Raw genomic sequence first — 22,078 nt, forward strand, 5'->3', positions numbered from 1 at the left:
GCTAGATACTTGAATTTTTATAAGGATAATTTACCGTTAGCTTTGTTCCTTTATTTATTTCAGAATCAATTTGAAATGTAGCGTTTATTAAATTCGCCCTATTTTTCATATTAATCAATCCAGAACCTAGTTCAGCTGCTTTTATATCAAAACCAACGCCATCATCAACAGCTTTAATAAGTAAGCTATCTTCATTGTAGTTTAAAACAAGAGTTAAAGTTCCTGCTTTTGCGTATTTTATAGTATTTGAAATAAACTCTTGTATAATTCTAAATAAAATGATACTATCTTTATTTTTAGGAAACAAAGTTTTATCTCCTAACACTTGAAGCTCTGTTTTTAAAAGGTTTAATTTATTTAAACGATCAACTTCATTTTGTACAGATTGTTGAAAACCTCTATTAACAATCACGTCACTGTTTAATGATTTTGAAAGTGCTCTCACCTCGCTCAAGCTATCTTTTACCACATTTTTTGTTTCAGTAAATTGGTCTTTTATATCTTGATTAATCTGCATACTCATAATGCTTAACTGCATATTTGCAACAGATAATAATTGACCAATATTATCATGTAGTTCTTGCCCTATGTTTTTGAGCGTTTGCTCTTGAATCTCAATTTGTGTATTAGAAAGTTCTTCTTCAAAAGCCTGTTGTTGCTTTATTTTATCTAATAATAATTTATTTTTTCGCTTTTGAAAAACTATAAAGATTATGATAATAAGAGAACATACAATAAGCAAAACGCCAATCATATAAACTAATAGATATCTTTCTGCTGCTGTACTAACTAATCGTTCTCCGGATTGCACCATAATAAAGCAAAAGTAAACATTAAATACATAAACATGTTGGCTGACAAGTAAATATGTCCTTTTAAGAACACAAAATTCCAATCGGCAGTTGAAAAATAGATTTCATAAAATGTAAGTGGTGTAGTAATTAATAACCATATCAACAATACACTGCTTATGTAAAAATTAATAGATTTAAAAAAAAGGAGTATTTTCTCTGTTTGCAGAACCTCAACTAAATATAAAATAACACCGAAAATAATTAATACTGATGTATTTATTCTTATAAAAGAAGAGTTTTTATTATAAAATTGATCTATATGTATTATGAAATGTAATACTGATAATACAATTAAAAAAATAGAAACATACCTAAATACTTTTTTAAATAATTTATTATTCAAAATTGCAAAGAAGTAATAAAAATAAAAGCACATACTCGTGATTCCAAACAATGCGTACCACCAATAATTTTTTTCAAAAATGGTACCATCAATGTACTGAAAATAGCCAAAAGACTTTAAATATGTAGGGTATCGTCCTAAAAGATCAATACAAAAACTATAAACCAAGAAACATATAAAATATTTAACAGCCGTATGTTTATATTTTTTTAAGCAAAATAATCCTATTACGGCTGCTAAACCTTCTACGGAATAGGTTAAAACAAAATAATTCTGTTTTAAAAATTCCTCCATAATAATTTATTGTGGGTATGTTGCACTTGGTGGATGGCCTTCTCCTCCATAATCCAGACCATCACCTCCTGGAATATCATTTTTCCCTCCTTTTGTAGACGATGAAGTAGACTCACCAGTTGGCACAAAAAACATTGTTGTATAGCCTGGCATTTTTTTACTTCCTTGTTGAGCTCCTAAATAAACACGAAGTCCATTCATAGTATACCCTAAAGCTGTTGACTGGCTATCAGCATAAATTAAATAGTTTTTAATATCATCAACAGAGTACCAAGATGAGCGGTTATCTAAATTTGGACCTCCAAAAACAGAGTCGCTTACCAGTTCATAACGCATATTATATGCTGATGACAATATTTGAGCTTGACTTGATGTAATGAGTCCTTGCGGTTTTGTAATAGGTGGTGGAGAACCAACATCTCCACAACAAGTACCACAAAAAAAGTAATACCCTAAAACACCCAAAATAATCCCCAAAAGAAGTGTTCCTAAATTTTTCATAAGTTTTAATTAAAAGTTGATTAATAACCCGCTAAAGGTAATAAAAAAATTAGCCTAACCAACCGTCCCTATCTAAACTTCTATACTGTATTGCTTCGCTAATATGGCTGCCTTGCACATCATCACAACCTTCTAAATCTGCTATAGTTCTTGCTACTTTTAAAATTCTGTCGTAAGCACGCGCAGATAAATTTAATCGCTCCATAGCACTCTTTAACAAAGCTTTTGATGCGTCGTCTAGTGCACAATATTTTCTTATTTGCTTTGTGGTCATTTGAGCGTTGTAGTGTATATTTTCATACGACTGAAAACGTGTTGTTTGATATATTCTTGCTTTAGTTACACGCTTTCTAATATCTACAGAAGACTCCCCTTTTCTATCATCAGAAAGTTTTTCAAAAGGTACAGGCGTTACTTCTATATGAATATCTATCCTATCTAATAACGGCCCAGAAACCTTACTTAAATAACGCTGCATTTCAGCTGGACTTGATGTTACTGGCGCGTCAGGATCGTTAAAATAACCACTAGGACTGGGATTCATACTTGCTACCAACATAAATGACGATGGATAAGTTACTGTAAATTTTGCTCTAGAAATAGTTACCTCACGATCTTCTAACGGCTGCCTCATTACTTCTAGAACTTCTCGCTTAAACTCTGGTAATTCATCTAAAAACAATACACCATTGTGTGACAATGATATTTCACCTGGTTGTGGATAACTACCACCACCAACAAGTGCTACATTTGAAATAGTATGATGCGGGCTTCTAAATGGGCGTTGAGCCATTAATCCGGTATGTTCTTTTACACGACCAACAACCGAATGTATTTTTGTTGTTTCTAATGCCTCGCTTAAGGTCATTGGTGGTAAAATACTTGGTAAGCGCTTTGCTAGCATTGTTTTTCCTGCTCCCGGCGGGCCTATTAATATTATATTATGTCCTCCAGCAGCCGCTATTTCCATACATCGTTTTATACTTTCCTGACCTTTTACATCAGCAAAATCAAATTCTGGAAAATCTAACTGTTTTTCAAATTCTTGACGTGTGTTAATAATGGTTTGTTCTAATGGTTCATTTTTATCAAAGTAATTGATAACCTGTTCTATTGTTTCTATGCCATAAACTTCGAGGTTATTGACAATAGCTGCTTCTTTGGCATTCTGTTTGGGTAGTATAAAGCCTTTAAAACCTTCTTCTCTTGCTTTAACAGCAATAGGTAAAGCGCCTTTTATAGGCTGTAATGTGCCGTCTAAAGATAACTCACCCATGATTAAATAGCGATCTAAATTATCTGCTTGAATTTGATTGGAAGCTGCAAGAATTCCAATAGCTAACGTTAAATCATACGCGCTACCTTCTTTTCGTAAATCAGCAGGAGACATATTTATTATAAGCTTCTTTCCTGGTATTTTATAACCATTATTTTGAAGTGCCGCAGCAATACGATAGTTACTTTCTTTTATAGCATTATCAGGTAAGCCTACAAGATGATAACCGATACCTTTATCTACATTAACTTCTACAGTAACGGTTGAGGCTTCAACGCCAAAAACAGCGCTGGCAAAAACTTTTTTAAGCATAAGTGATTGATTTGCTTAAAAATAGTAAAAAAAGTGAAATTAAAAATCTTGAATAAATGCAAAAGCTCTTGATTCATTATAATAAACTCCTTTGTATAAATGAAAACCAACATGACCGCCATGTTTAGGCATTTCTAAATGCAAATTAGCATTATTTTTCGCTTCTTTTACAGGATAACATTCTGGTGCTAAAAATGAGTCATTAAGTGCGTTTATAATAAGTGTAGGTATTTTGATATGAGGAAGAAATTGCAAACTACTACTCTGCTTATAATAATCTAAAGCGTCATTAAATCCATGAGCTTTAGAGGTGTAAACATCATCAAAGTCTTTTAAAGTTTTTATAGATTTTATTGTCTTTACCGAAAGCTTATCTGGATGATTTTTTTGTTTTATTAGTAATTTATTTTTTAAATCTGTTTTAAACTTATCATGATATGGTTTGTTTTTTAACGTATGAAGTGCTTTACAAGAACCATACAAATCACAAGGTACAGAAACGGCAACAGCTGCTTTTATTTGGATTGGTAAATGTTCACGTTCGCCCAAATATTTTAATGTAAGATTGCCTCCAAGACTAAACCCTTTCAAAAAAATGGTATCGTAAGCTTTTGTATTTAAAACATGTTGAATAACAGCATCTAAATCCTCGGTTGCTCCTGAATGATATGATCTAAAACTTAAATTATCTTCTCCGCTACAACCTCTAAAATTCACACAAACAGCATCTATTCCGTTTTGATTAAAAAGTTTAGCTGTTCCTGTCATATAAGGACGTTGTGCATTACCTTCTAACCCATGTAATAGAATAATTAACTTATTTGACTTTGTTTTGGAATGACTCCAATCTAAATCTAAAAAATCGCCATCAGGTAGCGTGATACGTTCACGTTCTTGTATCAATCCGCTTACGTTTCTTATCAATCCAGAATACACAGTTGACACAAAACCATTTCTAAAAAAATACGGTGTTTTATAAGTAGACTCTAGTACGGGCATATTATACTTGTAATGTTGTAAACTGAAATGTTGTACCGTTAAATAATCCTTTGTCACTTAATTTCAATGAAGGAATCACCAACAGCGCCATAAAACTTAATGTCATATATGGTGCATGCAATGTACTACCTAATTGTTTGGCAAGCTTATCTAATTCAGCATATTGTTTTCCAATAGTTTTGCCATCTTGATCACTCATAATTCCTGCTACTGGTAGTGGCACTACTTGCGACTCAGTCTCTGAAACGGCACAAATACCGCCTCTATTTTCTATAATTAAATTTACAGCTTTACAAATCATGTCATCATTTGCTCCCACTGCAATTATATTGTGAGAATCATGGCCTACTGAACTCGCTATAGCGCCTTCATTTAATCCAAAATTCTTTATAAAAGCCATCGCTGGCTTATCGTTATTATATCTATTGACAACGGTCATTTTTAAAATATCCTTTTCAACATTAGATATGATATTATCTTCTTCTATTAAGGCATCTTCAATTAACTCATTGGTTACTAATTGTCCTTCTAACGCTTCTATAACACGTATTTTAGATGCATTTGAAGCAACTTTAAAATCTGATAACGATTTTTTATCTGTATTAAAATTATTAAGAATTCTGAAAGGTGTTTGTTGAATTTTTGATTCGCCATGATCATAAACCAACTCACCGTTAATGTATGTTTGTAAAGCTTTGAAGTTTTTCAAGTCTTCTACTATTACACAATCAGCTGCATCGCCCAATTGAAGTAAACCTACATCTAAATTGTAATGCTTAACTGGGTTTACGCAAGCAACTTGCAACACTTTAAATATATCAATTCCTTTAGCAATAGCTCGTGCGCAAAGTTTATTAATATGATGAATTAGTAAATCATCAGGATGTTTATCATCACTGCAAAACATCATATTTTCAAAATGCTCTGGTAACAAATCAATTAAAGCTTCAAAATTTTTAGCTGCACTACCTTCTCTAATAAGTACTTTCATGCCTTTTTGTAGCTTTTCTAATCCTTCGTCATATGTAAAACACTCATGATCCGTAAAAATTCCCGCTTGAATATAGGTAGATAAGTCATCGCCTCGAAGTCCAGGTGCATGCCCGTCTACAGGCTTATTGTAATGTTTTGCCCAAGCTATCTTTTTTATCACTTCAGGGTCATTATGAATAACACCTGGATAATTCATCATTTCTGCCAAATATGCAATATCTGGATTTGCTAATAATTGCTTTATATCTTCTGAATCAATAACAGCTCCTGCTGATTCAAATTGCGTTGCAGGCACACATGATGGCGCACCAAAATTAAACTTAAACGGCGTTTGCTTGCCGTTTTCAATCATAAACTCAACACCTTCTACACCAAGTACATTAGCTATCTCATGCGGATCTGAAACTGTAGCAACCGTACCATGACAAACTGCTAGCCTAGCAAACTCACTTGGGACTAACATAGAACTTTCTATATGAATATGCGCATCAACAAAACCTGGAATAATGTATTGATTTACATGGTGTTCTTTTTCTGCTATAGACGCAATTTTTCCGTCCTTAAAAGTTATCTCGCCTTTAAAAATTTGTTTGTTTAAAATATCTACAATATGTCCTTGAATTTTCATAATCTCATTTGTGTAAAGCTACAATAAATACATAAAAAAAAGCGAGAACTAATCTCGCTTTTTAAGTAAACAAAAAGTCTGTTATTTTTTAAAGGCTTGGATACCTTTTTCTAACCAATCGTGATATTCATTAACATCTGGCGTATAACCAACAGGCTCGCTGATATCTTCGCCTTCAGTATTTTGAATAACATATAGCGGCTGTGCATTTGTATTATAATTTAATTGCTGGTATTCTAGCCATTTATGACCATATGTTTTTATAGTATTCCCTGTGATTTCAGATTCATATTGCTCACTTTCAGGAAGTTTTTTTCTATCATCAACATATAAAGATATAAGTACAACTTCTTCATTTAACTGTTGAAAAATTCGTTCTTCAATCCAAACTTGTTCTTCCATTTTACGACAGTTTACACAAGTTATTCCTGTAAAATCAAGCATAATTGGCTTATTTACTTTTTTAGCATACGCTAAACCTTCATCATAGTCATGAAATGCAATTAAATCATGTGGTCCATAATGTGCGTTCTCTGGTAAATCTTTTTTAACAATGCCTCCAGATGCACTCACTTGTTTTTTTGTATAACCAACACCATAAGGTGACTCGCTATTTGTACTCATTGGCGGCGGAAATCCACTGATAAGCTTTAATGGTGCACCCCAAAGTCCTGGAATCATGTAAACTGTAAACGCTAATGTAATTAAAGCCATACATAGTCTTCCTACAGAAATATGCGTTAAAGGAGAATCGTGAGGAAGCTTTATTTTTCCTAAAAGATATAATCCTAAAGTTCCGAAAATAGCAATCCAAATAGCTAAAAATACTTCACGCTCTAGAAAATGCCATTCTAACACCAAGTCTATCATTGATAAAAACTTGAATGCAAACGCCAATTCTAAAAATCCTAAAACTACTTTCACGGTATTTAACCAACCTCCTGATTTAGGTAATGAGTTTAACCAACTTGGGAAAAATGCAAACAATGCAAATGGTAACGCGATTGCTGACGAGAACCCTAACATACTAATTATAGGCGCAATACCACCTTTAGTCGCAGCATCAAGCAACGCGGTTCCTGCTATAGGAAATGTACATGAAAAAGAAACAACTGCTAACGCTAATGCCATAAAGAAAATTCCGATGATACCACCTTTATTTGCGCCACTATCAACTTTGTTTACCCAAGAGTTTGGCAGCATTATTTCAAAAGCTCCCATAAAAGAAAATGCAAATATTAACAAGGCAACAAACATAATCGCATTAAAAACAACACCTGTAGAAAACTCATACATGGCATTACTACCAAAAATAGCCGAAATAGCAGTTCCTAGAAGTGTATAGATTACAATAATGAAAAAGCCATATAATAAGGCATTTTTTATTCCTGACGCTCTGGTTTTACTTTGTTTGGTAAAGAAACTAACCGTCATAGGAATCATTGGGAATACACAAGGTGTTAGCAATACCAAAAATCCTAAAAAGAATGATGTGAAAAAGATAGAGAATAAACTTTTAGAAGTTGTTTCATTTGTATTGTCTTCAGAAACAGTCGTAGATTGTGTTTTATCATCTGAAGCATTCTCTAAAGAAGTTGTTGCTTCTTGGGTGTTTTCAAAATTAAACTCAACAACTTTTTGTGGATAAATACAACGTGCATCATCACATGCTTGATACAAAATTTCTACAGAAATAGTTTTCAGATCTGGATTTAAAAGCTCTACTTTTTGAATAAATGTAGCTTCTTCATCAAAGTAATTTAAATCTACTTCAAAAACTTTATCATAAGATGTAATGTATGGACTCTCCTTAACATCGCCTATAAGTTTAATATTATCAACTGTATCAATAGAATCAAAAAGAAACTCTGTTGGGTTTGGTGTTATTTTATCGCCTACATCAGGTAAATGTTGTGAGTATAAATGCCAATGTGTTTCTATATCGGCTTCAAAAACAAGATTATATTCTGTGTCTGATAGTTTTTCTACCTTGGTTGTCCATGTTACAGGATTTAACATTTGTGCATGAGATACAAATGCAAGTATGAATACCGTTAGAAATAATGTTAGTTTGAGTTTCATTTAGTTAGTGTTATTTTTAAAATATTTGTTGTGCTATTGGTAATCTTAAACCGGCTATCCATTCTGTAGCCAATTACCCAAACAATTTGTTCTTCTGAACACAAAAGTCTGACTTGCTCTTTAGCAAAAAGTGACAGTTTTTCGTCTTTAAAATATTTGCTAATTTTTTTTGAGCCTTTCATACCAAAAGGACAAAAATAGTCGCCTTTTTTCCACGTTCTTACAGTTAATGGGAATTTTAACAAATCTTTATCAACGTAAATATTATTTAAATCGTTATCTACAAAATCGTTAACCTTTTGAAATGATAAAACACCTGAAGTAATTTTAACAGGCTCTAAATGGTTTACCAAAATTGGTGTTGATTCTGAATTAAGATTTTCAGAAAGTATTAAAAAATCTCGGTCTTTAAGTAAAACATGTGTTTGCGAACTAACAGATTTTCCAGATTGTGCATCTAGTAAATTCGTAATATCATCCCAAGCTGTAAATCCGTAGTCATTAAGCAACTCATATAAGTACGCTTTAGGATTAGATAATTTTTTTAATGCTAAAATATCAAACATCAACATGCCTTCTTTTTCAGTAACAACACGTTTATAAACCTGTTTTAAAGCATCATGAATAATAGTTTTTGATGCTGATAAATATTGTTGGGTTTTACTAAAATTTTCTAATAACTGTGGATTGATTGTTTTTAACGTAGGAATTACATCATGACGTAATTTATTACGCAAATATTTGGTTGATGCATTGCTACTATCATCACGCCAAGTAATTTTATTTTCTTGAGCATACGCCTCTATTTCTGTTCTAGAAAACGGTAATAACGGACGAACAATATTTTTATTTATTTCTGGAATTCCTGTTAAGCCTTCTAATCCGGTTCCGCGCGTAAGGTTTATTAAAAAGGTTTCTAAATTATCATCAGCATGATGCGCTGTTAAAATATAATCAAAACCTAATTGTGCTGCTAATTCTTGAAACCAAGCATAACGCAATTCTCTTGCTGCCATTTGTGTTGAAAGCTTTTGGGTTTTAGCATAGACATTCGTATTAAAATGCTCTACAAATGCTTCTAGTTGTAAATTATCTGCTAGTTGCATCACAAAAGTCTCATCAGCATCACTTTCCTCTTCTCGTAAATGAAAATTACAATGCGCTAAACTCACATCAAGCTGTAAGCTATGACATAAATATGTTAGCACAACACTATCTATTCCTCCAGAAACGGTAATAAGAAGTTTGCTTTTATTTAAAAAAGAAAGGTTGTTATTAATATGTGTTTTAAAGGCTTTGAGCATGTTCAAAAATAAGGTTAATTCTCTAAAACCTGACGCATCGCTTTAGCTTTTACCAAACATTCTTCATATTCTTTCATTGGGTCACTCTTTGCTGTGATTGCTCCTCCAACAGAGTAAGACACATACTTATTGGTATGATTGTATAAAATGCTTCTAATAATGACGTTAAAATCAAAATCTCCTTCGGGAGAAAAATAGCCAACAGCACCAGAATACAAGCCTCGTTTGGCGTCTTCTAACTTTTCAATAATTTTCATTGCTGAAACTTTTGGTGCGCCTGTCATGCTTCCCATAGGAAATGTGGAAGCAATAATATCTATTGGGTGTGTATCTTCTTTTACTTTTGATGTTACCGTAGAAATCATTTGATGCACTTGCGGAAATGTGTAAACCTTACAAAGCTCTTCTACTTTTACAGAGCCTTTTGTGGCTGTTTTTGACAAGTCATTACGAACCAAATCTACAATCATAATATTCTCACTACGTTCCTTTTCATCGCTTGCTAAACGGGTTTTTAGTTCATGATCTTCTGTGTTATTTTCAGAGCGTTTTGCAGTTCCTTTTATAGGTTGAGAAATTACAGTTGTTCCTACTTTTTTTAGATACCGTTCAGGTGATGCTGACAACAAGTATGTATCCTGAAGTTTTAGAAAGGTAGCAAAAGGAGGTTTTGAAATGGCGTCAAGTTTTTGATAAGTTGCCAATGGATTTATTTGTGTGTTTTCGGCATAAAACTCTTGACAAAAATTGGCTTCGTAAATATCTCCACGATGAATATGTGCCAAAACAGCTTCTACTTTTTCTAAATAAGCATCTTTATGTGTTCGTAATTTAATTTTTACTGGAGCCTCTGACACACTTGTATCTGCCTCACTAACACTTTGTTTGTTTATAGCTTCCAAATCTTCTTCAAACTCATCATCAACCATATTTAAGTAACTTATAGTTACCTTATTGCCATTGATAAAAAACAGTTTTTTAGGTTGAAAAAAGTATAAATCCGGAAACGCTAAACCATCAAAATTTTGAGACTCTAGCTGCTCTACATCATTTTTTAAATCGTAGGTTAGATAACCAAACAACCAATCGTTTGTTGCTGTTTGATATTCTTTTAGTTTATTAAAAGCGTCTTTAAAATCTGTTTGAATACTTGTTAAAGCATCAACGGCCAAAACGGCATCAAAACTAGAGTGCTTCTCTGTATAATAATTAGAATCTAACCAAATAACTTCATGAAACTGTGTGCTCCAAGTTAAAAGTTTTTCTTTAAAAATTTCTATATTAGAAAACGTATGTTGCTGTATTGCTCTCAATCAAAAAAATTAGATGGTAAAGTTAATTAGAATCCATAAAATATTGCAATTTTTGTAAAGGTCTTTAAATATCGCTTCTATGTATACATTAGAAAACTCATTACTTCAAATTACTATAAATCCTACTGGATCTGAACTACAACGTATAACTTCAGTTAAGCATAACACGCAATTTATGTGGGACGGCAACCCTGATATTTGGAGTGGCTTTGCTCCTATCTTGTTTCCTATTGTTGGTGGTTTAAAACAAGACACATATTATTTTAATGACAAAGCCTACAAGTTGCCTAGACATGGCTTTTATAGACGTAACAAAGACATTAAACTCTATAAACAAGGCGCTGACAGTCTTACTTTTAAACTTGAGTCAAACGATGAATTGTATCAAATATATCCGTTTGTATTTGAGTTTTACACCACATATCAGCTTAAAGAACATCATATTTTAATTACTCACAAAGTTAAAAACGTAGATACGAAAACCATGTATTTTTCACTTGGTGAACATCCTGCATTTAAATGCCCTGTTTTTGACGGAGAAACGTATGAAGATTATATTTTAGAATTTGAGCATTCTGAAACATCAAAAACGCATTTATTAGATAACTCTGGATTATTAAACCTAGAAACACAAGCAATTTTAGAAAACTCAAAAACGCTACAGCTACATAAACAAATGTTTAATAATGATGCGTTAATTTTTAAAGATTTAGCATCAAAAAGTGTTACCCTTACAAGTAAAAACAAAGGACCAATACTAACAGTGAATTTTCAAGATTTTCCTTATTTAGGCCTTTGGGCAAAACCTCAAGCAAATTACATTTGTATAGAGCCATGGCTTGGTATTGCTGATAATATAGATAGTAATCAAAACATTACAGAGAAAGAAGGCATCATAAAACTTGCACCTAACAATGAGTTTCAGGCTTCATATGGCATAGAGATTAACAAAAAGCATTTAGAATAAATAGAATAATAGTAGTAGCTTTGCATCAAAATACACATTGTGACTTTTCAAGATTTAAATTTAAACACACCGCTTTACAATGCTTTAGATGACTTAGGTTTTGTAACTCCAACACCAATTCAAGAACAAGCCTTTAATAAGGTTGCTTCTGGAAAGGATTTGGTTGGTATAGCACAAACAGGTACAGGAAAAACCTTTGCCTATATGCTACCTATTTTACGTCATTTAAAGTATTCTGAACAATTAAACCCAAGAGTTCTTGTACTAGTGCCTACAAGAGAACTTGTTGTACAGGTTGTTGAAGAAATAGAAAAACTAGCAAAGTACATCAATGTGCGTGTTTTAGGGGTTTATGGAGGTACAAACATCAACACTCAAAAACGTGCTGTTGCAGAAGGTCTTGATATAATTGTAGCAACACCTGGACGTTTATATGATTTAGCATTAAGTAGAGCTTTACAATTAAAATCTATTCAAAAAATAGTTATAGATGAAGTTGATGTGATGCTAGATTTAGGGTTTAGACATCAATTGCTTAATTTATTTGATATTCTTCCTGAACGCAGACAAAACATTATGTTTTCTGCAACCATGACCGAAGATGTTGACGCTTTAATTACCGACTTTTTTATAGCTCCTGAACGTGTTTCTATTGCTGTGTCTGGTACGCCTTTAGAAAACATATCTCAAGTAAAATATCAAGTACCTAATTATTACACCAAGCTTAATTTAACAACACATTTATTAGAAGATAAAGACACTTATAATAAGGTATTAATTTTTGTGGCTTTTAAAAAAATGGCTGATAGACTTTATGACGCCTTAAATAGTACGTTTTATGATGAAGTTTGTGTAATACACTCTAATAAAACCCAAAATTATAGATTACGAAGTATTGAGCAGTTTAGAGCTGGTGAAAACCGTATTCTTATTGCAACCGACGTTATGGCTCGTGGTTTAGATATTGATAACGTCTCTCATGTTATAAACTTTGACACACCAAACTTTCCTGAAAACTATATGCATCGTATAGGAAGAACAGGACGTGCTGAACGTGAAGGACACGCTCTTATTTTCAGTACAGACAAAGAGCAAGATGCTTTGAAATGTATTGAAGATTTAATGCAAATGCAGATTACCGAAGCTTCAATTCCTGATGATGTGGTTATTTCCACTGAACTTATTGAAGAAGAACGTCCAGTAATAAAGGAGCGCAACAATCCTTTAAAACGTCGTGACGAAGATGCTCCTGGACCAGCCTTTCATGAGAAGAAAGAAAAAAACAAAAAAGAAAACCTAGGTGGTTCTTATAGAAGAGAAATCGCTAAAAAATATAAAAAGCCTAAAACAAGAGGCGACAAAAACTTTAATAGACGTAAAAAAAGAAAATAAAAAAAGCCATCTTGATCAAGATGGCTTAAAATCTAAAAGTTTTTCTTAAAGTTTTAAATCTGCTATAATATCAAACTCGTCATAAATAACGTTGTCTTTTAGATTATCAAAAAAGCTTTTAGAACCATATCTTACATTATACTTACTACGGTCTATTTTTAACGTTGCCTTTGCATTATCTCCTTCTAAAGATAAATCAAAAGTAACAGGGTTTGTATTACCTTTTATTGTTAAATCTCCTGTAACTTTATAAGTGGTTTTGTCTGTAGGTTTTACACTAGTAAAAACAATTTTTGCAGAAGGATATGTTGCTACACCAAAGAAATCATCAGATTTTAAGTGACCATCTAATTTGTCTTTATATTCTCCTGTTAAATCTGTTGTATTAATAGATGTCATATCAATTGTAAAAGTTCCTCCTGTTAGTACGTCATTATCAAACGTTAATACTCCCGATTTAAGAGCTATTGTTCCTTCGTGAGAACCTCCTACTTTATAACCTTTCCAGTTAATCTTACTTTCTGTTGTACTTACATTTTTTTCTTGTGCGTTCATAGTTGTTGTGAATGTTGCAAATGCAATGATTGCTAATGTTATTCTTTTCATTTTTATATTGTTTATAGTTATAACTAATTACAATGCAAAGATGTTAAGACACTAGATGAATAAAAATGAAGTAGTTTATAAAATGATATTAAACTAGTTTAACTTTCTTGGGAAAGTTGCTTTTTTATTTTGCTTAAAAACTCTTTGGTTATGCCTAAATAAGATGCTACCAAATACTGTGGAATACGCTGTTCTATCTTGGGATAAGTTTCTTTAAAGAAAATATAACGCTCTTTGGCTGTCATGCTAAAGTTTCTAATTATACGATTTAAAGCTGCTGACAAACCGCGTTCAGTAACTTTTCTAAAAAACCGCTCTAATTTTGGTACACGCTTAAAAACATCTTCTATAGTAGCGTGATGAAACTGTGCTAATGTTGTATCCTCCAAGCATTGTATATTAAACTCGGCTGGTGTTTGATTTATAAAGCTACCAATATCAGAAACCCACCAATCTTCTACACCTAACATTATAATGTGCTCATTGCCTGCTTGGTCAACATAAAACATTTTAGTACATCCTTTTAAAATAAAGCTGCTGTGTTTACAAACATCACCTTGTTGAAGAATGTATTGACCTTTTAGGTATTTCCTTTCGGTTACGTTAGCAGATAGTATATTGATTTCCTCTGAAGTCAATTCAATATATTGCTCAATATAATTTAATAGCGGTTGAATGATTTACTGTTTTTGGTAATTGTATGCCAAAAATAATAAAATAAGCGTTGTTATTTTTGTCTATTTTATTCTTTTTGCGGGCATATTTTGTCCGTTTTGATGTAAGGTTAAACTCCCAATTTCATCATTATCATTAGTATTAAAAGTCACTTGAGCCTCAACTACTTTTAGGTAAAACTTATTTATATCTGAAGCAAACAATTCAAACTGTGGTTGTCCGGTTGCTTGTGCAAAAAGCTGCTTGTCCTTTCGGGTTATCGTTATTACAAACCCAGGTTGTAATTCATATTTACCGCAATAAGACTCTAATGTTGCCTCTGGAATGGTAACATCAACTTTAAGTTTTGATGTATCTACACCTAATTGTGTAAGCACACTTTGTGCGTTGTCATTAGCAGGATTTAGTTGTAATGATTTTGTATAATTGCTTATAGCATTGGTTGTGTCTTCTAGTTTTAAATACATTTCTCCTAAAGAATCATAAGGGTTTGAAGCATTAGGATAACTTTCTACATTAAGCTTAAAAAGTTCTAATGCAATTTCATCTTTGTTTTCGGCTGCATATTTATAGCCTAATGTATTTAACGCATCTTCACTAAAGGTGTAATCATTTGAAGATTCAGCATTTAGTTTTTTATAAAGTTTTATCGCAGATTGGATTCCGTTGGTTTCAATCTCTTTATTTATAACTGTTTGAATTGAGACTTTAGGTGCTGAAAAAGGTCTTGGATCGCCTAATAACTTCATACCTAAACGCCCAATATCTCCATCAGAATTTCCTAAAACAACAACGCCCTTTTGGGTTCCTTTTATGAACCCAGTAAATGACCTGTAACCAGCCGTAGCACCATTGTGCCAAACAACTGTATCTTTTCCGTTTTGGGCAAAGTTCCAACCTAACCCCATTTTCATTCCGTTATTTTCATAGGCAACCTTTTGACTAAATGCCATTGCATCATAGATAGATGGTTTAAAAACACCCATATTAGCCTTTATAAACTGTACCATATCTTTAGTAGTAGCGCGAATTCCTCCAGCACCTGCCAAGCTTGTTAAATCCCAATTAGACACTTCAACACCTTGTGCGTGCGGTTTTGCTAGGTGGCTTTTCATATAATCATTAAAAACCAACTTTGTATTGGGCATTTCGCATGGCAAGGCAATCTTTTCTATTACTAAATCTTCATAGCTTTTACCTGTATGGCGTTCTAAAATATGTCCTAATAATCCCATGCCATAATTAGAATATTCATATTCTGAACCAATATCTCTAGGCAATTCATAGCTTGATAAAAAGGCATACATTAATTCTTGCGTATAATCTACATAGGGATTGTTCGGGTTTTTAGGTTCGAAATTATTTGGCATTCTTGGTAATCCAGATGTATGAGTTGCTAAATCTAACAAGGTGATTTCTCTTCCGTTTCTGGAAGGTATTGAAACTTCTTTTGGTAAATATTTAGAAATAGGATCTGTTAGTTTCATGGTTCCATTTACAATCTCATTGGCTAGCAAAGTAGTAGTAAACACTTTTGATATGGAGCCAATTTCAAAAACAGATTGTTCATTTACAGGTATATTATTCTGCAAATCAGTTGTACCAACACTGAAAAAATCTACAGTATCTCCATTAATAAATGCTATAACAATACCTACATTGTGCTCTGTATCAACAAGCGCTTGGGCATGTGTTTTTACTTCTTCAGAAATTTTTTCGGATTGTGAAACTACTTGTAAGCATGCTAAAAGCGCAACAAACAATAATGTGATTTTTTTCATGTGTTTATTTATTAAATCTAATTATTAGGCGTCTAAAAATGAATTGTGTTACAATTAAAGTGCATTATCAATAATTTCCTGAACACAATCAGGATTTAACAATGTACTGGTATCGCCTAAACTATCTGTGTTTTTTTCAGCAATTTTTCTTAAAATACGACGCATTATTTTTCCGCTTCGTGTTTTAGGTAAACCTGTTGTAAATTGAATTTTATCTAGTTTTGCTATTGGTCCTATACGCTCTGAAATAAGATGATTTATTTCTTTACGCAAGTTATTTTGGTCACGGCTTTCACCTTCATCTTTTAATGTAATGTAACCATAAAGTGCATTTCCTTTTACATCATGAGGAAATCCTACAATGGCACTTTCAGCAACCGCAGGATGTTCGTTAATAGCATCTTCTATTGGTGCTGTTCCTAAATTATGTCCAGAAACAATAATCACATCATCTACTCTTCCTGTTATACGATAATAACCTACCTCATCTCGTAAAGCGCCATCTCCTGTAAAATATTTGTCTTCGTAAGCAGAAAAATAAGTGTCTCTATAGCGGTCATGATTACCCCAAATAGTTCTTGCCATTCCAGGCCATGGGAATTTTATGCAAAGCCTACCTTCTACTTGATTTCCTTTTAGTTCTTCTCCTTTTTCATCCATTAATGCTGGTTGAATTCCTATAAATGGTAAGGTTGCATATGTTGGTTTTGTTGGTGTTACATACGGAATTGGTGTTATCATAATGCCTCCAGTTTCTGTTTGCCACCATGTATCTACTATGGGACTTTTTCGTTTACCTACGTTATCATTATACCAATGCCATGCTTCCTCATTAATTGGTTCTCCAACACTACCTAAAACTTTTAATGATGATAAATCAAAGGACTCTATTAGTTCAGCACCATGTTTAGCTAAAGCCCTTATTGCTGTTGGTGCTGTATAAAATTGAGTTACTTTATGCTTTTGAATAATTTCCCAAAAACGTCCAAAATCCGGATAACTTGGAACACCTTCAAACATAACGGTTGTAGCACCATTTGCCAATGGTCCGTAAACAATATAACTATGTCCCGTTATCCAACCTATATCAGCTGTACACCAATAAACATCACCATCACGGTATTGAAATGCATTCTTAAACGTATAAGCCGAATAAACCATATAACCTCCGGTTGTATGCACCATACCTTTAGGTTTACCGGTTGAACCAGAAGTATAAAGTATAAATAAAGGATCTTCAGCATTCATGACTTCTGCCTTTCCTTCATCTGAAGCTTCATCTAATAATGGTTGCAACCAATAATCTCTTCCTGATTTCATAGATATTTCAGAGTTTATTCGCTTTGCAACTAATACCGTTTTTACCGAATCACATTGCTCTAATGCTTCGTCTACAATACCTTTTAAATCTATTGTTTTAGCACCACGGTAAGATCCATCACTTGTAACCACCATTTTACAGTTAGAATCATTAATTCTTGTTGCTAATGCCGTTGAAGAAAATCCTGCAAAAACAACAGAATGAATAGCACCTATACGTGCACACGCTAAAACAGCTACTGCTAATTCAGGAATCATTGGTAAGTAAATACAAACACGGTCTCCTTTTTCTATTCCTTGACTTTTAAGAACGTTTGCAAACTTATTTACACGCTTATACAACTGCCAATACGTAATATGCTCTGCTGGTTCGTTTGGATTATTAGGTTCAAAAATAATGGCTGTTTTATCTCCTCTTGTGGCTAAATGTCTATCTAAACAGTTTTCAGTAATATTAAGCTTGGCACCTTCAAACCACTTTACTTCTGGTTTTTTAAAATCCCAACTTAAAACATTATCCCATTTTTTTCTCCAAAGAAAATGTTCTCCTGCTATTTCTTCCCAAAAATTTTCTGGTTCTCGTATTGATTTTCTGTAAACCTGATAATATTCTTCTAAATGTTTTATATGGTAGTTACTCATAGTTTTATTGGTTTTTTAATCTAAATACATCCTAGTATAAGACTGACTAAAATTAGCTATTTATTTTAAGTAAATAAAATAAGTAATACATTGATTATATAGACACTCTTTGATTTTTTGAATCACTATTATAATTCATTTTGATGCCATCGATTTTTATATGCTTTTATTTCTTTTACCACTTTAGGCGCTAGAAGGAGAGTTGTTACCATAGTAGGTATTGCCATAAAAGCAAAAAAGCCATCTATTAAATTAATCATCATACTTAATGAGGTTGTAGCACCTAGTATGATACTAATGATGTATATATAATTATAATAGCCCTTATTTTTTACACCGAAGAGAAATGCCATACATTTTGATCCGTAGTAGGAATAAGAGAATAAGGAAGAAATACTAAACACCGCAATACAAATAAGTAACAGATACTTACCAAATCCAGGCATAGCACTACCAAATGCCGATGCAGTAAGTGATACGCCATTGGCGTCTGTAGTTTGCCAAACACCTGTAACCAAAATAGCTAGAGCTGTTAATGTACAAATAACTATGGTATCAATAAAAGGTCCTAACATAGCAACGAGACCTTCGCGAACGGGCTCGGTTGTTTTTGCAGCACCATGTGCCATAGGCGCTGTACCAATGCCTGCTTCGTTTGAAAACGCTCCACGACGAATTCCTAATAATATTAATCCGCCAACCATGCCCCCAAGAAATGCATCACCAGTATAGTTTTTTGCAGCAAAAGCATCGGTAAAAATAAGTGTAAAATATTTTGGCACTTCCTGTATGTTTACTAAAAGAATGATAACTACTAAAACGAAGTATAAAAGCACCATACTAGGAACGAGTTTTGAGGCCGTTTTACTAATTCGGTTTAAACCACCCAAAATGACAATGCTGGTAATAATAACTAAACTAATGCCAATGGTTAAGTTTGTAGTAAAACCAACTGTAACACCATTAGGTACCAACAAAATATCATTAATAGCTTGTGTTAACTGGTTAACATTAAACACTGGTAAGGCACCAACAAGGCCACAGACACTAAAAAAAGCAGCAAGTGGTTTCCATGATTTACCTAATCCTTCGGTAATGAAATACATAGGGCCGCCTTGGAGTTCACCATTAGAGTCTTTACCGCGATACATAATTGCTAAAGCAGAGGTAAAGAATTTTGTACTCATACCAATTATGGCACTCACCCACATCCAGAAAACAGCACCAGGTCCACCAATAGCAATAGCAACAGCAACACCAGCAATATTACCCATACCAATGGTAGATGAGAGTGCTGTTGTTAAAGCTTGAAAATGACTTATCTCTCCAGGATCATCAGAATTGTCATACTTACCACGCAATACCTGAATGGCATGCCCAAAAAACCGAAAGGGTAAAAATCTTGACAGTACTAACAAGTACAAGCCACCACCTACTAAAAGGATAAGCAATGGTAATCCCCAAGCCATTGAGGCAAAATCTGCTATAAGTTGATTAAGTTTTTCCATGTGTTTTATTAAGAACTATAAATGTAATAAAAAGATTACGGCTTCTATTTTATTAATATAAAATAAGAATAAAAGATTTTGTTTTAAAATATAAAACTGTAATTTCGGCCTTTACTTTTATGAGTAAAGCCCTAACCTAAAACTACTTATTTATGAAAAAACATTACCTATTATTCCTTATTGCTGTATTAATATACAGTGTAAACTATGGTCAAATAACCTTTAGAGGTTGTACTTCAAACGCTTTAGGACCGCAAGATTACGTGTTAAACATCACAGGTACTACTGATGATGGCGGTGTAATAAGACAAACTTTTGAGAGTACTCCTAGTGATTTTTCACAAAGTTGTCCTGCTGGTGTATGTGAGGTTCAAATAATTTGGAACATTACTTTAAGCAGATGGGAAATTAAATTAGACAATGATGGCCCAATGAACGCACCTAACTATGATTATGTATTATACTACAATACTACAGCTACAGCGCCATTTCCTCCAGATTTAAGTACAGGTACATGGGTAGGTGATGAAGGTGTTTGTCCTGATAGTATTATAACGTTATCAGGAAATACATTAAACACACTACCTTTTGAGAAGCAAGATACAATACGCTTATTCCCTAACCCTTCTCATACGCATATAGAAATATCTGGGTTATTAAAACCAACCAATTATAGTATATATAGCGTTATTGGTGTTAAGCTTAAAAGCGGCGTTATTGCTAATAATGACAAACTAAATATTCAAAACTTGAATAATGGTATTTACTTATTAAAACTTGATTACAACACTACATTTAAGTTTATAAAGGAGTAACTGCTTTAAGTTGCAAGCAGTAATGCTTTACTTATCAAGGCTACAGGGTTTATACTTTGTAGCTTTTTTTGTTATATACTATTGTTTATTAACCATAGAGGTCTGATTATTGAGAGTGCATGGTCAATAACTAAAAGAACATGGTCAATAACTAAAAGAACATGGTCAATAACTAAAAGAGCATGGTCAATAACTAAAAGAACATGGTCAATAACTGAAAGAACATGGTCAATAACTGAAAGAACATGGTCAATAACTAAAAGAACATGGTCAATAACTGAAAGAACATGGTCAATAACTAAAAGAACATGGTCAATAACTGAAAGAACATGGTCAATAACTGAAAGAACATGGTCAATAACTGAAAGAACATGGTCAATAACTAAAAGAACATGGTCAATAACTGAAAGAACATGGTCAATAACTGAAAGAACATGGTCAATAACTGAAAGAACATGGTCAATAACTGTATATGAGTAGTGAGAGATTGATTGCACGCTCCTACTTTACTATGTTATTTTTAATTGTTTGTTTTTGTGTGAGGTACGGAGGTATAAATTTTATGTTTATATGACAAAAAGTGGCTTTGTTTTATAAAAAATCTGTTAGATTTGTAGGTGTATATATAATAAAAATAAACACACTAGTGTGTTTATCCACATGTTGTGCATAATTTAACAGAATTACGCTAAACCCTTTAAGCGAATTGATTTATCAGCCTTAATTAGAATTGAAAATTAAATGAATAAAAAATTCAAAAAAATAGTTGGAATCGGAATCACTTTAATGTTTTTATCATCTCTTACAATGGAATGTTACCTTGTTGACGGAGTAGCTTCAATTGGCTCATTTGGATTAATTGCATTTCTATTAGGTTGGTTAAATTTTGACCAAATTGGTTTGATTTGGTTGGCGAATCCTTTATTTTTAATAAGCTTATTTCAATTCTTTTTTTCAAAAAAACTGAATTTAGCTTTAGTTTCAAGCTTAATTGCTTCCTTTTTGGCTTTTTCTTTTTTGCGAATTGATGAGATAATAAAAAATGAAGGCGGATCTTCTGGACAAATAACTGAATACCTATTAGGTTATTGGCTTTGGACAACATCAATTATTTTATTATCTATAACCTTGATTTCAAATAAAGTTTTAGAAAATAAAAAAACTATGCACAACAATGTATAACCGCAATTACGGCGGATTCGACTGCGTCCGAATCCACTCGGAATTGCTAACGTCAGTGCTTAACCGAAAATTATTAACTTTAATCCCGTAACTGACGGTTATACGTATTCCAAGGTAAAAAACAAGCCTTAATTCAATAATTTGTTGTGGCTATATTTACAAAGGGTGTACCTCTTTTAATTACTGCAAAACTGCGTGCTAAAATTTTATTTCTAACGTTGTTTAAAGCTATCATTTTGTGTTTGCCTTCGTCTAGTTTTCTTTGATAGTATTTTTTTAATTCCTGATCTG

General features: G+C 32.8%; 18 protein-coding genes. 4 read left to right on the forward strand and 14 right to left on the reverse strand.

Translation table 11 applies throughout. The features are described 5' to 3' along the window. Nucleotide 1 precedes the first annotated feature (1 nt). The 8 genes from ABD690_RS12460 to pabB form a co-directional block, all read right to left on the reverse strand. On the reverse strand, nt 2-814 hold the full coding sequence (locus tag ABD690_RS12460) for a sensor histidine kinase (RefSeq protein WP_344730917.1): 813 nt from the start codon (nt 812-814) through the stop codon (nt 2-4). A 683-nt stretch (nt 815-1,497) separates the two neighbouring features. After that, nucleotides 1,498-1,992 carry a hypothetical protein gene (locus ABD690_RS12465; RefSeq protein WP_344730918.1) on the reverse strand — a complete coding sequence of 165 codons (495 nt, stop codon included), beginning with the start codon at nt 1,990-1,992 and terminating at the stop codon, nt 1,498-1,500. A gap of 49 nt (nt 1,993-2,041) precedes the next feature. Next, nucleotides 2,042-3,580: a YifB family Mg chelatase-like AAA ATPase gene (locus tag ABD690_RS12470; RefSeq protein ID WP_344730919.1), complete on the reverse strand. Its 1,539-nt coding sequence runs from the start codon at nt 3,578-3,580 to the stop codon at nt 2,042-2,044. Nucleotides 3,581-3,619: 39 nt separating this feature from the next. Beyond that, the gene (locus tag ABD690_RS12475; protein ID WP_344730920.1) at nt 3,620-4,579 is read right to left on the reverse strand and encodes a YheT family hydrolase; all 960 of its coding nucleotides are present in this window, start codon (nt 4,577-4,579) and stop codon (nt 3,620-3,622) included. Nucleotide 4,580: 1 nt separating this feature from the next. Then, entirely contained in the window at nt 4,581-6,200 is a 1,620-nt protein-coding gene (gene ade / locus ABD690_RS12480; RefSeq protein WP_344730921.1) for an adenine deaminase, read from the reverse strand. A gap of 81 nt (nt 6,201-6,281) precedes the next feature. Next, complete coding sequence (locus ABD690_RS12485; RefSeq protein WP_344730922.1) at nt 6,282-8,282, reverse strand: protein-disulfide reductase DsbD family protein; 2,001 nt, start codon at nt 8,280-8,282, stop codon at nt 6,282-6,284. Then, nucleotides 8,279-9,586, reverse strand: coding sequence for a tRNA lysidine(34) synthetase TilS (gene tilS / locus ABD690_RS12490; protein ID WP_344730923.1), 1,308 nt, complete (start codon nt 9,584-9,586; stop codon nt 8,279-8,281). Before tilS ends, ABD690_RS12485 begins: the two co-directional genes overlap by 4 nt. A 14-nt stretch (nt 9,587-9,600) precedes the next feature. Further along, nucleotides 9,601-10,899, reverse strand: coding sequence for an aminodeoxychorismate synthase component I (pabB, locus tag ABD690_RS12495; protein ID WP_344730924.1), 1,299 nt, complete (start codon nt 10,897-10,899; stop codon nt 9,601-9,603). A gap of 79 nt (nt 10,900-10,978) precedes the next feature. Between pabB and ABD690_RS12500 the strand changes: the two genes are divergently transcribed. After that, entirely contained in the window at nt 10,979-11,866 is an 888-nt protein-coding gene (locus tag ABD690_RS12500; RefSeq protein WP_344730925.1) for an aldose 1-epimerase family protein, read from the forward strand. A 39-nt stretch (nt 11,867-11,905) separates the two neighbouring features. Continuing rightward, nucleotides 11,906-13,258, forward strand: coding sequence for a DEAD/DEAH box helicase (locus tag ABD690_RS12505; protein WP_344730926.1), 1,353 nt, complete (start codon nt 11,906-11,908; stop codon nt 13,256-13,258). Between the two features lie 45 nt (nt 13,259-13,303). Here the strand turns inward: ABD690_RS12505 and ABD690_RS12510 are convergent, their stop codons facing one another. From ABD690_RS12510 to ABD690_RS12530, 5 genes are all read right to left on the reverse strand, one after another. After that, nucleotides 13,304-13,864, reverse strand: coding sequence for a YceI family protein (locus ABD690_RS12510; protein WP_344730927.1), 561 nt, complete (start codon nt 13,862-13,864; stop codon nt 13,304-13,306). 98 nt (nt 13,865-13,962) lie between these two features. Continuing rightward, nucleotides 13,963-14,502 (reverse strand): Crp/Fnr family transcriptional regulator, encoded by a 540-nt coding sequence (locus tag ABD690_RS12515; protein ID WP_344730928.1) that lies wholly within the window; start codon nt 14,500-14,502, stop codon nt 13,963-13,965. A 99-nt stretch (nt 14,503-14,601) separates the two neighbouring features. Next, the gene (locus ABD690_RS12520; protein ID WP_344730929.1) at nt 14,602-16,320 is read right to left on the reverse strand and encodes a serine hydrolase; all 1,719 of its coding nucleotides are present in this window, start codon (nt 16,318-16,320) and stop codon (nt 14,602-14,604) included. A gap of 54 nt (nt 16,321-16,374) precedes the next feature. Then, on the reverse strand, nt 16,375-18,282 hold the full coding sequence (acs, locus tag ABD690_RS12525) for an acetate--CoA ligase (protein ID WP_344730930.1): 1,908 nt from the start codon (nt 18,280-18,282) through the stop codon (nt 16,375-16,377). Nucleotides 18,283-18,410: 128 nt separating this feature from the next. Next, complete coding sequence (locus ABD690_RS12530; protein ID WP_344730931.1) at nt 18,411-19,790, reverse strand: alanine/glycine:cation symporter family protein; 1,380 nt, start codon at nt 19,788-19,790, stop codon at nt 18,411-18,413. 152 nt (nt 19,791-19,942) lie between these two features. Between ABD690_RS12530 and ABD690_RS12535 the strand changes: the two genes are divergently transcribed. Further along, nucleotides 19,943-20,605, forward strand: a complete 663-nt coding sequence (locus ABD690_RS12535) for a T9SS type A sorting domain-containing protein (protein WP_344730932.1) — start codon at nt 19,943-19,945, stop codon at nt 20,603-20,605. A gap of 71 nt (nt 20,606-20,676) precedes the next feature. On the opposite strand, the gene ABD690_RS12540 is transcribed toward ABD690_RS12535, so the two are convergent. Then, the gene (locus ABD690_RS12540; RefSeq protein ID WP_344730933.1) at nt 20,677-21,102 is read right to left on the reverse strand and encodes a hypothetical protein; all 426 of its coding nucleotides are present in this window, start codon (nt 21,100-21,102) and stop codon (nt 20,677-20,679) included. 244 nt (nt 21,103-21,346) lie between these two features. Between ABD690_RS12540 and ABD690_RS12545 the strand changes: the two genes are divergently transcribed. Beyond that, nucleotides 21,347-21,787, forward strand: a complete 441-nt coding sequence (locus tag ABD690_RS12545) for a hypothetical protein (RefSeq protein ID WP_344730934.1) — start codon at nt 21,347-21,349, stop codon at nt 21,785-21,787. Nucleotides 21,788-22,078: the final 291 nt, after the last annotated feature.

The organism is Corallibacter vietnamensis (genome assembly GCF_039537875.1).
GTDB lineage: Bacteria > Bacteroidota > Bacteroidia > Flavobacteriales > Flavobacteriaceae > Corallibacter > Corallibacter vietnamensis.

Excerpts from the sequence above, each read along its gene's own strand:
- ABD690_RS12460 (WP_344730917.1), bottom strand. The coding sequence starts at position 814 with ATGGTGCAATCCGGAGAACGATTAGTTAGTACAGCAGCAGAAAGATAT.
- ABD690_RS12465 (WP_344730918.1), bottom strand. The coding sequence starts at position 1,992 with ATGAAAAATTTAGGAACACTTCTTTTGGGGATTATTTTGGGTGTTTTA.
- ABD690_RS12470 (WP_344730919.1), bottom strand. The coding sequence starts at position 3,580 with ATGCTTAAAAAAGTTTTTGCCAGCGCTGTTTTTGGCGTTGAAGCCTCA.
- ABD690_RS12520 (WP_344730929.1), bottom strand. The coding sequence starts at position 16,320 with ATGAAAAAAATCACATTATTGTTTGTTGCGCTTTTAGCATGCTTACAA.
- acs (WP_344730930.1), bottom strand. The coding sequence starts at position 18,282 with ATGAGTAACTACCATATAAAACATTTAGAAGAATATTATCAGGTTTAC.
- tilS (WP_344730923.1), bottom strand. The coding sequence starts at position 9,586 with ATGCTCAAAGCCTTTAAAACACATATTAATAACAACCTTTCTTTTTTA.
- ABD690_RS12485 (WP_344730922.1), bottom strand. The coding sequence starts at position 8,282 with ATGAAACTCAAACTAACATTATTTCTAACGGTATTCATACTTGCATTT.
- ABD690_RS12545 (WP_344730934.1), top strand. The coding sequence starts at position 21,347 with ATGAATAAAAAATTCAAAAAAATAGTTGGAATCGGAATCACTTTAATG.
- ABD690_RS12475 (WP_344730920.1), bottom strand. The coding sequence starts at position 4,579 with ATGCCCGTACTAGAGTCTACTTATAAAACACCGTATTTTTTTAGAAAT.
- ABD690_RS12535 (WP_344730932.1), top strand. The coding sequence starts at position 19,943 with ATGAAAAAACATTACCTATTATTCCTTATTGCTGTATTAATATACAGT.
- ABD690_RS12530 (WP_344730931.1), bottom strand. The coding sequence starts at position 19,790 with ATGGAAAAACTTAATCAACTTATAGCAGATTTTGCCTCAATGGCTTGG.
- ABD690_RS12510 (WP_344730927.1), bottom strand. The coding sequence starts at position 13,864 with ATGAAAAGAATAACATTAGCAATCATTGCATTTGCAACATTCACAACA.
- ade (WP_344730921.1), bottom strand. The coding sequence starts at position 6,200 with ATGAAAATTCAAGGACATATTGTAGATATTTTAAACAAACAAATTTTT.
- ABD690_RS12500 (WP_344730925.1), top strand. The coding sequence starts at position 10,979 with ATGTATACATTAGAAAACTCATTACTTCAAATTACTATAAATCCTACT.